Consider the following 12172-nt stretch of genomic DNA (forward strand, 5'->3'; position numbering starts at 1 on the left):
TGGCACGTCGGTGACCTTGAAGGTGACGTCGTAGGGTGCCTCGCGGAGTTGGTTGCAGTTGGTTTGCCAGCGGAAGTTCACTGTGGCGGGTTGGGCCTGGGCAACTCCTCCGTTAATGAGCTGGGCATAGGCGGGCTGGATCAGCTCACCGGGTGCCAGAGCGGCTCCATCCTGCCCGACGTTAAATACACCCCCGAATCCAGCAATGATGACGCGCTGCCCATCGGGGTCAGTGGCCGTAACGGGTTGCTGGATGAGGGTTCCGGCTTCGACGCAGAGATCAGGGATAGGAGCCAGCAACGGGCGTTTGTTGGGCGAATCGACCACAATGATCTGCATATCCCGGGTGATCTCTCCGATGAGGACGCCGTTTCGCCATTCTTCGATGATGAAGGCAAAGTTGAACTGGCCTGCTTCGCCAGGCGCATCCCAGCAAAGCTCGCCAGTGATGGGGTTGATCGAAAAGGTGGGTGTCCCTCCGCTTTCACTGCCCAGCCCACTAAATCGGGTTGGGTCCTGATACACAGGAATATTTCGCCCCACACACCCATTATCAGTGAGGGAGGTCTGAGGCACACTAAGTCGATAGGCGAGACTGTCGCCATCGGCATCGAAGGCGGCTGGATTGTGGCAGAATTTCTGGCCCACCCGGCCCGAGTCGAGGGGTGGGTTGAGCATGACAGGGGTGGAGTTGGTCAAAAGAGCCGCGTTGATCAGGATCGTCGTCGAAACAAAAAAGCGGATCTGGTCAGAAGACCCCGGCGGGGGCAGGTTTTTTGTGTCGGCGTTCCGGTTGGGTACGGTTATACCAATGGTGTACACGCCTGGCCCCGGATACGTATGAATCGCTGTATACGAGTTAACCGATGACGTACGGCCATTAATATACTTCCGACTAGCCCGTTTGACGTCCAGAGTTGTACCGTCGCCAAAACAAAGGGTGTATGGCTCGGCCTGGTCAGCCGCCTGCCGACCTTTTATTTCGTCATAATAGGCGGTGAAGGTAATGATATAAGTAAGTGAAGTTGCTGAAACGCGCTTGGTAGTGATTTCACCCGCCCGCACGTGGGTAGCCTGACTGATTGTGGGATATACTATTGCCCCTAGCAGTATGCTCCAAAGTCCAAGACTGTAAACGAACCGCATAAACGTATCCTATTTTCCTCTACAACGATTTGAATTACCAAAAGTGTATTAGAAAATTGGTACTATTGACTAGTTCGTTGATTTTTAAATGAAAAAGGACGGAGTAGGGAATCCGTGCTGGTTCTGCCTACTCCCTTTTTCATTGCCAATTTCTGCTTGGCCTCGTGTCGTGAGCTTATTTCATGGAGACACCCTCCCGCAGAATCTGCACCCAGCCCTTCAAAACCTGGGGCGGGGCATCCTTCTCCAGCAACCCATACCGCACCGTGGCCTGATAATAGTACAGACCCGTCGGCAACTCCGCCCCATCACTGCTCCGACCATCCCAGCTCAGGCTACTGCCCACACTCTCGTACACCTTGGCCCCCCATCGGTTGTAGACCACAAACACCACCTGCTCCACAAACCGGGGACACTTCAGCGGCTGGAACACATCATTCTTGCCATCCCCGTTGGGGGTGAACACGTTGGGCAGCAAAAAACTCGGGCATGCATCCACACACACCTTGTTGGAGGGNCCTTCGATACGGTAAACGGCGAGTTTGGTGGGGTTGCCGGCCTGGGACGGGGAGCAGGTGTAGGGATCCCAGGAGAGCTGGACGGCTCTGCCGCTGGTGCTGGTGACGGCTTTTGTGGCGAGGTTTTTGACGGCGGGTCCGATGAGCTGGATTCGGAAAGTCTGGAAGGAGGTGAGGGTNGGGGTGCCTCTAGGNGGCACGTCGGTGACCTTGAAGGTGACGTCGTAGGGTGCCTCGCGGAGTTGGTTGCAGTTGGTTTGCCAGCGGAAGTTCACTGTGGCGGGTTGGGTCAGAGGGGTATCTCCATTAATTAATTGAGCGTATTGAGGTTGAATGAGTTCGCCGGGAGACAAGGGTTGTCGGTCGGGGCCAATGTTGAAAACCCCACCAAAACCAGATATAACGACCTTTTGCCCATCGGGGTCGGTGGCCGTGACGGGTTGCTGGATGAGGGTTCCGGCTTCGACGCAGAGGTCGGGGATGGGGGCCAGCAACGGACGTTTGTTGGGTGAGTCGATAATGAAAATCTGCATATCCCGGGTGATCTCTCCGATGAGGACGCCATTTCGCCATTCTTCGATGATGAAGGCAAAGTTGAATTGGCCTGCTTCACCGGGCGCATCCCAGCAGAGCTCGCCGGTGATGGGGTTGATCGAAAAGGTTGGAGGGCCTCCGCTTTCGCTCAATCTACTAAATCGGGTTGGGTCCTGGTAACCTGTTATAGCCCTACCTGTACACCCATTATCGGTGAGGGAGGTCTGAGGCACACTAAGTCGATAGGCGAGACTGTCGCCATCGGCATCGAAGGCGGCTGGGTTGTGGCAGAACTTCTGGCCCACCCGGCCCGAGTCGAGGGGTGGGTTGAGCATGACAGGGGTGGAGTTGGTCAAAAGAGCCGCATTGATCAGGATCGTCGTCGAAACAAAAAAGCGGATGGCGTCTGAAGGGGCTGGTAGGTTGTTGGTATTTCGGTTCCGAAGCGGTACAGTTATCCCAATGGTATACGTGCCTGGACCCGGATACGTATGTACAATGGTATACGAGTCGATGGAGGATGTGCGGCCATTAATCAATTGGCGTTGCCATCGCTTTATATCTGAAGTGCTCCCATCGCCAAAACAGATTGTGTAGTTATCGGCCACATCGGAGGCTGGCTTTCCATTGGCTTCATCGAAATAAGCCGTAAAGGTGATGAGGTAGGTAAGGGAAGTTTGCGAAATACGCTTAGTCGTAATTTCACCCGCCCGCACGTGGGTAGCCTCACTGACTGTAGGGCATAGAATTGCCCCCAGCAGCAGCCCCCAAAGCCCAAGACTGTAAACGAATCGCATAGATGTAGATGTTTGCATTGTTCACCTACAACGTCGCAATCTGCTAAAAGCGTATTCTTCTGATTCGATTGATTTTGAACGGTATGTGCGCTTCAATGGCACCCCGTATTATCCAGCCGGAGTACTGGATTGATTGACTTGAGTAAGAGCCTAAACCTTATAAAAGCCCGGACTATTAAAAAGGGTTTTCCAGAAGAAACGGAGAAAAATGCCTACATTTTTCGTATAGGCTCGCTGGCTACTCAGGTCGGCCAGGAGGGAACGACGATCGCGGATATTGACGGCCATTTTCCAGATAAATACGACCGGAATCATCAGGATATAATGCAGAATGAGGATCACATAGGCCCCAACGCCGTATTGCTTACGAACCCAGAGCAACTGCGACACCTGCACCTGGGGCTTAAATCGGTTAATGTGCGTAACCACATGCTGCTGATTGTCTTCACTGCTACCGTATTCGAGATGGATGAACTGCTCATTGCGCAGCAAAAGCAGCTTCCCCTTTTGGCCAAGCCGATACCCCCATTCGACATCTTCGCCGTACATAAAGAAGCTTTCGTCTAACTTCCCGGCCCGATCAATCACCGACTTCCGAACCATCAGAAAAGCGCCCGACAGCCATTCGACCTGGTCGGGGTCGCTGAACTGTGGATCGGGCATGAGTCGATAGAGGAATTTTTCGGAGGCTACACCACCCGGCAGGATGTAAAATGCCCGGCGCATCTGTCCGAAAGTCGTGTACAGATTTGGGCGCATCTGTCGATTGGCCATGAGTTGCATAACGCTTACAGCCGCTACATCAGCGCGATTGTCAAGCACCTGGATGCAGTGGCCCAGCACATTGTCGATCAGTAATGTATCCGAATTAAGTAGTAGGATGTAACGGCCGTTGGCCTGTTGAATGCCCAGATTATTGGCCCGTGAGAAGCCCGCATTATAGCCCGTCTGAAACCACCGTACATTGGGGTAAGCTGCCTGAATGATCGTCTGACTGTTGTCGTTCGATTGATTATCGACAACGAGTACTTCGAAATCGACTCCTGTTGTGTACGCATAAACTGAGGCTAAACAGTTAAGAATGAGCTGAGGAGTCTTGTAATTGACAATGATGATGCTTAAGTCAGGCAAAGCGATTCCGGCGATAGTTGGGCTGTAAAGGTAAGAAGTTTACAGTATACAGTTTATAGAGTAAGGTATACGATTTACAGTGGTCAACGCAGGAGTGTAGCTGCGTTGACCACTGTAAATCGTATACCCTGAACTGTATCTATCAATACAATACCCACGTATCTTTACCACCACCACCTTGTGAGGAGTTGACCACCAGCGACCCTTTGCGCAGAGCAACGCGGGTCAGGCCACCCGGTATCACATTGACATTGTCGCCATAGAGGATGTAAGGGCGCAGGTCGACGTGACGGCCTTCGGCATGATCGCCAACAAGGCAGGGCACGCGCGACAGTGAGATGGTTGGCTGAGCAATGTAATTGCGGGGGTTAGCCTTTATTTTCTGCCGGAAAAGTTCGTGATCTTCGGGAGAGGCTTTCGGACCGATCAGCATACCGTACCCTCCCGCTTCGTTGGCTTCCTTAACGACCAGTTGCTCAATGTTGTCCAGTACATACTGGCAATCGTCCTCCTCCCGGCAAATGTAGGTTCGAACGTTGGGGATGATCGGCTCTTCGCCCAGGTAATACTGAATGATCCGGGGTACGTAGGCGTAAATCACTTTATCGTCGGCTACGCCCGTTCCTGGTGCATTGGCCAGCGCGACCCGACCACGCTTGTATACTTCGAAAATGCCCGGTACGCCAATCATTGACTCAGGATTGAAGGCCTGTGGGTCGAGGAAGGTATCATCGATCCGTCGGTAAATGACATCGACAATCTGGAAGCCTTTGGTCGTACGCATTTTTACATAGCCACCCGATACAACCAGATCGCGGGCTTCGACTAGTTCTACCCCCATTTGCTGGGCCAGATACGAATGTTCGAAATAAGCCGAGTTATAAATGCCTGGGGTTAAAACTACAACGGTTGGGTTGGGCCGGTCGGCAATGTATTGCAACATCTGGAGCAGCCGGGTTGGGTAATCCGATACGGGTCGGACGCCCGTTTGGGTCAGTACTTCCGGGAATGTCTGCTTAAGAAGTTCCCGGTTCTCAAGCATATAGGATACACCAGATGGGCATCGGAGGTTGTCTTCCAGTACCATAAACTGACCATCATCACCCCGGATGAGGTCGGTGCCTGTTATATGACACCAGATCCCTTTGGGGGGGCGCACACCCAGGCAACCGGGCAAAAACGATTTGCTGGACTCGATAAGGTCACGGGGTACAACGCCATCGTTCAGAATACGCTGCTCGTTGTATACATCGTCCAGAAACATATTGATGGCCTTAATGCGCTGAATCAGCCCGGCTTCGAGCCGATTCCACTCGGCCGATTCGATCACACGCGGGATGATGTCGATAGGCATAATCCGCTCCGTACCTTCTCCTTCCGAATACACGTTGAACGTAATGCCCATACTCATCAGCGCACGCTCGGCCGCAAGTTGCCGACTAATGAAATCTTCGCGGGTCAGTTGCTCAACACGTTGCTGAAAAGGTACATACCCGGCTCGCACCTGCGTTTCGCTGGTGAACATCTCATCAAAAAAATTCTCGGTCTGGTAGTCTGAAAACGAGAAATTGACGCTGGCCTGCCCCTGCGATTGCGTCATTCCATTGAGTGTTTGTGACTGCGATTGGCGGGTATTTTGTTTTTTCATAGAACAATCTATTTATAATCAGGTCGACAGCCAAATAGTATATTGGCGACTAAAGCATTGTGCAAATAAAACGCTTTATACGTAAAAATTTATACACAATTAGTCACTATTGATAAAGTTCATCGGACGTTGCGTGCAACGGTTTGGCTTTTATCGTCTTTTAATCGGCCTCAGTGGCTGGCTGCCTGAAATGAATGAGCAGTTGGTGTTAGACTAACGGATTGGTAGCCAGGGTATTGTTTAGGATGGTTTTAGGGGTTTGTGCTACAGTCATGCCAAAGTGAATCAGATTTTTTTATCGGCTTTGCAACGACGGATATACGTTGCACGTACGGCAGAATAGTACCGGCAAACGAATCGGGCTGCACCTTATTTCTCAGTTTAATTTTTTTAACAAAACCTAATGACTTCCAACATGAAAACATTGCTTGTGTTCAGTTTTGTGGCTGCTTTGGCGGTAGGGATGAGTAGCTGTAACAAGACATCGGTTGACCCCGCCGATGCGGATGCATCGGCCCGAACAACCGCAACGACCAGTACGTCGGCAACGGGGCCGCTTAGCGTAACTGTGGTCGATGCGGCCAGTTTGCCTGCTGCCATTACCACCTACATTACGACAAATTATGCCGGGGCTACCATCAAGGAAGCACTCAAAGATTCGAATGGAGATTATGCCGTAGCGATTGTACAGAATAATATTCTTAAGCTGTTGCTATTCAAAGCCGATGGTACGTTTGTGAAAGAAGCTGACGGTCGTAAGCATGGTCGTCGTGATTCAACGCATCACATGCCAGGGGATTCACTGCATCATCCCAAAGGCGATTCGCTGCATCATCCCAAACCCGCCCCGGGCGATTCTGCACATCATCCCAAACCAACGGGGCCAATAGCGACAACAGTGGCCGTATCGAGTCTGCCAGCGGCTATTACGACTTACATTAGCACAAACTATGCAGGAGCAACGATTGAAAAAGCCGTTCAGGATACCAAAAGCAGCGACTATATCGTAGCTATTCTCACGTCGGATAAAAAACGGGCTTTGCTACTATTCGGCTCCGACGGTACGTTCAAGAAAGTATTGCTCGGTAAACGCTAGCCGAAACAACTGAGTAGAGTATGAGGTATCCTGAACCCAAAACGGATACCTCGGTTAAGCGCCCTTCTGGTTTGAGACTTCAGCCTAAGCTCAAATCAGAAGGGCGTTTTTTTATGCCTATAACACATCTTCCTACTACCAGCGGGGCTGTCTAGTATCGATCTATAAGAACTTTCTAAGATCAGCTTAAGGTCGTTCTAAGGGGAAATCGTCTCCTTTGCCGCAAATCATACTTATAGCAACGTTATGAAAAAGATGACACAATTGATTAGACGGGTACTTGCGATGTCGTTAGTTATCGGTGCCATTGGCGCCATTCAGGGGTGTAATACCGACTCCAACCAATCTCGCACAGAAGAGGCCATAGAACAAACCGGCGACTCCATGGAAGCCAGTGCGGAGGAAGGGGCCAGCCAGACAGAAGCAAAGTTTCTTCAGGAGCGCGATGAAGTAGTCGCTGATCTGAAATCGCAACGCGACAAACTGGATCAGGAAATCGATGAGTTACAAACTAAACTGGAGAACAAAAGCAACAAGGCTAAAAAGACGATGAAACAGCAAGTAGACAAACTAAAAACTGAACGGGAAGATCTGAATAGAGATATTGATAAAGCACAGAATGCCACTCAGGAAGCCTGGCAGGACATTAAGGCCGGATTTAAACAGGCCGGGCGTAAACTGGGGGATTCATTTGATAAAGCCGGAGATCGCCTTGAGGATGCCACTAAAAACTGATAACCTGGGGCCTTAATCCCCCAGTACCGGCCTATTAACTCATTTTCTTACCCTAAATCACGGTTTTGTCATGGATAACACAACAAAAGTAAGCTGCAAGGCTTTTCTTCAAACGGAGGGGTTTGATATACCCCGGCAAGCTGTACAAGATACCGAATGGGTACAGAAACCAGCCGATCCGACGAAACACGGTGGTGGCCTGATCCAGAAAGGAGACATTGCCTGGTTTGATACCGATTTGTTTGGCACGGGACCCGACTGGCAACAGGTTCGTTTGGATGATAATACACTGGGATATGTCAACCCCCATCATTTTGCACCAGTTGCCTCCGAATCGGAACCTTAGGCGAATCAGGGCCAACTGTAGCTAGTATCAATTGGCAGACATCGGTTGACGCTGCGAAAAGAGTGTCTGCTAAGGTTATTCAACGTATTGAAAAGCAAACGTTATTATGTTCGATGCATTATTCGGTGCCCCTCCCATTGCGCTGGACCAGCTCTGGCGACTGGATGAGGGGGCACCTAATCTAATTTTATGGGCAGTACCGATCATGGTTGTACTAACAGTCGCCGAAATGATCATTTCGTACATTCAGGAGAAGCCGTACTACGAGAAGTGGGAAACGGTCGGGTCGATCCTGGTTGGGCTGGGGTCAGTGGCTATCGGCGTCGTGATTAAGCTTGTTTTGCTATACGGCGTAGTGTGGCTGTATAATCAACTGCCCTGGCGGATGGCGCTGCAATGGTGGACACTTATTCCCTGCTACATCATCTTTGACTTCTTTAGTTATTGGGCGCACCGGGTTTCGCATGGGCAGCGTTTCTGGTGGGCTACACACGTGGTTCATCATTCGGGAGAGCATTACAACCTGAGCGTATCGTTTCGGCTAAGCTGGATTCAGTATCTGAAAATTATCTTTTTTCTCCCAGTTGCACTGCTGGGTTTCCACCCGATTATTTTCTTCCTGACGAATCAATTGGCGGTTTTATTTCAGTTCTGGGTGCATACCGAATACATTCGTCGGTTGCCAGCCTGGGTAGAATACATTTTTGCAACACCGTCGAATCACCGGGTGCATCATGGTTCCCAGGAAAAATACATCGACAAAAACTTTGGGGCTACGTTTATTCTGTGGGATCGGCTATTTGGCACCTACCAGCCCGAAGAAGAACCGCCAATCTATGGCATTACTACCAATATTGGTCAGAAGGCCAACCCGTTGCACATCAATTTCCATGAGGTACTGGATATTATTCGGGACGTAAAAACGGCCAGCGGTTTTCGACGAAAGTGGTTCTTTATTTTCGGTAGTCCCGTTGATGTCGATCAGTACAAAAAAAAGATGGCCCAAAAACAAAATACCGAATGGATGACCCAGTCCAGCCGACAGCACATTTAGGAAAATTCTCTTTCAGGAATTTGGCGATAATCGGTTGACTATGAGATTGTTAAAAGGTGTGATGTGGCCGGAGCTTTTTGTGGTATCAATTAAAGTTTACAACCAAACAAAGGGTTCGTTAGTCATGGTAGTATAACATAAACGTATACACATACCATGAAAGCTTTTTTTGTAACACTTACGCTGCTGGCGCTCGGATGTTCGGGCGCGATGGCACAAACCGAACGCGGTGGCCGACTGATGGGGGTTAATGTAGGAAACATCACTATTCCAACCTCGGGAGGGTCGGGCACGATAATCAGTCTCCAGCCAACTTACGGCTGGTTTGTAGGAAATGGTCTGGCTGTAGGAGCTGGTATTCCGTTTCTGAACATAAGCTCAAACGGCACGCGGGCCACTCAGATTGGGATAGCGCCGTTTTTACGGTATTACATGGGCTCCTCCCAGATCAAGCCCTTTTTGGGCGCATCGGTTGGAGTCATTAACTCGTCGTCATCGTTCAACGGGGGTAATTCTGATTCAAGCACAGATGCTCTCTATAGTTTTACGGGTGGAGTGGCCTTTTTCATCAATCGGTCGGTTAGCTTCGATCTGGGCCTTACCTATACTGGGGGGCAGGGAGCTGCGCTGAACACCTTGCTGGTCGGAACGCCCAACGCCTTGACGCCCAATGTGCCCAAAGCCTTAAATATTACTCTTGGCTTTCAGGTTTACTTCGGGAAGTAGTTAGTAGTGGTAAGCGTTTGTGGTTGACGTAGCATTTGTGCATTCGCCAACCACAAACGTTCGAACCCATTTCTACCACAGATAATGGACTGGATTTTTGATCCGTTCGTCGTAAATCCGTTTTACGGCCGCCATCTGTTCCGGTGTTGGGGCAGGGCGGTCCAGAGCCTGTAAATTGGACGTTAAATGGGCTGGTTTAGAGGCTCCTGGAATAATGCAGCTTACTGCATCGAAGGTTAAAATCCAGCGTAGCGCATCAGGAGCCAGGTTGGCTTCATGCGGAAAAACAGTCTTTAGTTCACCGACGGCGGCTAAACCCGTTTCATAGTCTACTCCGGAAAATGTTTCCCCTTTATCAAATGCGGCCCCGTCCCGATTGAATGTGCGGTGATCGGTAGGCGAAAAGGATGTGCTGGTACTGTACGTTCCCGTCAACAGGCCACTGGCAAGCGGCACCCGAACAATGATACCTATGTTTCGGCGGCTGGCTTCCTGAAAAAACAGTTCGGCCGGGCGTTGGCGAAACATATTGAAAATAATCTGGACGGTGGTTACGTTCGGAAACTCAATCGCTTTAAGCCCTTCCTCTACCTTTTCGACACTTACGCCCAAATGCTGAATTTTGCCTTCGTCTTTGAGCCGATCGAACAACTCGAAAATTTCCGGACGGTAGTAGACTTCGGTTGGCGGACAATGCAACTGAATCAGGTCGAGGGTTTCGAGTCCCATATTCCGCAGGCTGTCTTCAACAAACTGGCGTAGGGCCTTGGGCTGGTAAGCCTCGTTGGTATGCGGTTGCAGTCGTCGTCCACATTTGGTAGCGACATAGATTCGCTCCGACCGTGAACGTATCAATCGGCCTACGGCTTTTTCACTTTCGCCATCGCCATACACATCGGCCGTGTCGATAAAATTGATTCCAGCGTCGACGGCTGCATTCAGAATCTGGTCGGCGTTGGCGTGATTAAACGGATCGCCCCATTTACCACCTACCTGCCAGGTGCCCAGACTGATTTCAGAAATACGATAATCGGTTTTTCCTAGTTTTCGATAATTCATAATAACGCGGTATTGCGGCAATCCGACATTCTGTCGGATTGGTTAAAATACTAGCTGTGCAGACATCCTGTTCGTTACAATTTCACGCCAAATCGCTCACCGATTTCTTCCAGGCTTTTAAGAACAGGTTCCAGCACAGGAATTCCTGTAGCCAGCCGTTCGGCTTCCATCAATCGCTCGGGATCACCGGGAATCAGTACCTGTTGCCCTTCAACGGCTTTCGCCTGCCGGAAGCGTTGAATCCAGGTATCCATATGGGCTTTAAATTCATCGGCTGGCCGAAACGCATCGATCCGCATAGCACCGAAGAAGTGGCCCGTTCCCATGCCAACACCTTCGTTGGCCTGCATAAAGCCTGCCGTAGCAAAAGGGGGTACCCAGGGACCATAATTAGCGCCCGACAGGACCCCCGAAAAAATATCGACAACAGCGCCCAGGCCATACCCTTTGTGTGAGCCATGTTCGCGATCGGTACCGAGCGGCAGTAAAGCCCCTCCATTGCGGATGGCATTGGCATCGGTAGTGGGTTGACCTTCGGCGTTTTGCGCCCAGCCTACAGGAATGTCCTGGCCTTTGCGCTGCAAAATTTCGAGCTTTCCATAGGCAACGGCGGTAGAGGCAAAATCGGCCAGAAACGTCGGTTCGGTAGCTGCCGGAATCGCTACCGCAATGGGGTTTGTTCCCAGGAGTTTATCCAGCGAAAACGTTGGGGCTACCAGCGGAGCCGCGTGGGTCATAGCCTGCCCGATCATGTCGTGTTCGGTTGCCAAGAGGGCATGATAACCGGCTATGCCGAAGTGATTGGAATTGCGTACGGCTACCCAGCCCGTGCCTGCTGTGCGGGCTTTTTCGATGGCAACCTGCATGGCCCAGGGGCCAACGACAAGGCCAAGCCCCCGGTCGCCATCGACGACGGCGGTTGAGGGACTTTCGTGAACAATATGGATATGCGGTTTTGGGTTGATACGCCCATGATCGTATAGACGTACGTAACCCGGCAAACGAGCCACACCGTGTGAATCGACACCCCGTAAATCGGCGCTAACCAGTACGTCGGCGGCTAATCGGGCGTCGGTTTCAGAACAGCCAATGGCAATGAAAACTTGTTCGGTAAATGTTCGGAGTTGAGGGGCAGTAATCATGGCCGCAAAGTTGAGGAAAAGTCAGGAGTAGTCAAGGGCGGTTCGAAACGGGGTCAATTGGTTTGTATCAAAACAACCTGGCAACTCTTAACTAAATTGACTAACATTTAAACGGTTGGTCGGTCTGTTGACTCCTATAAGATCGAAAGGGCAGACCTGATCATTGGGCCCTCTTAACTACTTTTTAAGAAACAAAACCAGTAGTTTGCGCTTTATTACGAAACCACCTGATTTGTTTAA

10 protein-coding genes and 1 pseudogene are annotated in these 12172 nt (G+C 50.7%); 5 read left to right on the plus strand and 6 right to left on the minus strand.

What is annotated here, in order from left to right:
• From B153_RS0126665 to B153_RS0126680, 4 genes and pseudogenes are all read right to left on the minus strand, one after another.
• A pseudogene (locus B153_RS0126665) lies at positions 1 to 1146 on the minus strand (gliding motility-associated C-terminal domain-containing protein); the annotation flags it as partial.
• 175 nt (positions 1147 to 1321) lie between these two features.
• Positions 1322 to 3013 carry a T9SS type B sorting domain-containing protein gene (locus B153_RS0126670; RefSeq protein WP_425423153.1) on the minus strand — a complete coding sequence of 564 codons (1692 nt, stop codon included), beginning with the start codon at positions 3011 to 3013 and terminating at the stop codon, positions 1322 to 1324.
• Positions 3014 to 3145: 132 nt separating this feature from the next.
• A complete protein-coding gene (locus tag B153_RS0126675) occupies positions 3146 to 4126 on the minus strand; it encodes a glycosyltransferase family 2 protein (RefSeq protein ID WP_020599814.1) in 981 nt (326 codons plus the stop codon).
• Between the two features lie 142 nt (positions 4127 to 4268).
• Positions 4269 to 5774 (minus strand): circularly permuted type 2 ATP-grasp protein, encoded by a 1506-nt coding sequence (locus B153_RS0126680; RefSeq protein ID WP_020599815.1) that lies wholly within the window; start codon positions 5772 to 5774, stop codon positions 4269 to 4271.
• Positions 5775 to 6189: 415 nt separating this feature from the next.
• On the opposite strand from B153_RS0126680, the gene B153_RS0126685 reads away from it, so the two are divergent.
• The 5 genes from B153_RS0126685 (at position 6190) to B153_RS0126705 (ending at position 9731) form a co-directional block, all read left to right on the plus strand.
• Positions 6190 to 6870: a PepSY-like domain-containing protein gene (locus tag B153_RS0126685; protein WP_020599816.1), complete on the plus strand. Its 681-nt coding sequence runs from the start codon at positions 6190 to 6192 to the stop codon at positions 6868 to 6870.
• A gap of 246 nt (positions 6871 to 7116) precedes the next feature.
• Positions 7117 to 7605 carry a sll1863 family stress response protein gene (locus tag B153_RS0126690; RefSeq protein ID WP_020599817.1) on the plus strand — a complete coding sequence of 163 codons (489 nt, stop codon included), beginning with the start codon at positions 7117 to 7119 and terminating at the stop codon, positions 7603 to 7605.
• 70 nt (positions 7606 to 7675) lie between these two features.
• Entirely contained in the window at positions 7676 to 7951 is a 276-nt protein-coding gene (locus B153_RS0126695) for a hypothetical protein (RefSeq protein ID WP_020599818.1), read from the plus strand.
• 106 nt (positions 7952 to 8057) lie between these two features.
• Positions 8058 to 9005, plus strand: a complete 948-nt coding sequence (locus B153_RS35955) for a sterol desaturase family protein (protein ID WP_020599819.1) — start codon at positions 8058 to 8060, stop codon at positions 9003 to 9005.
• A 156-nt stretch (positions 9006 to 9161) separates the two neighbouring features.
• Positions 9162 to 9731 (plus strand): outer membrane beta-barrel protein, encoded by a 570-nt coding sequence (locus tag B153_RS0126705; protein ID WP_020599820.1) that lies wholly within the window; start codon positions 9162 to 9164, stop codon positions 9729 to 9731.
• Between the two features lie 72 nt (positions 9732 to 9803).
• On the opposite strand, the gene B153_RS0126710 is transcribed toward B153_RS0126705, so the two are convergent.
• Positions 9804 to 10790: an aldo/keto reductase gene (locus B153_RS0126710; RefSeq protein WP_020599821.1), complete on the minus strand. Its 987-nt coding sequence runs from the start codon at positions 10788 to 10790 to the stop codon at positions 9804 to 9806.
• 74 nt (positions 10791 to 10864) lie between these two features.
• Positions 10865 to 11932, minus strand: a complete 1068-nt coding sequence (locus B153_RS0126715; protein WP_020599822.1) for an Ldh family oxidoreductase — start codon at positions 11930 to 11932, stop codon at positions 10865 to 10867.
• Positions 11933 to 12172 lie beyond the last annotated feature (240 nt).

The organism is Spirosoma panaciterrae DSM 21099 (assembly GCF_000374025.1).
Lineage (GTDB): Bacteria > Bacteroidota > Bacteroidia > Cytophagales > Spirosomataceae > Spirosoma > Spirosoma panaciterrae.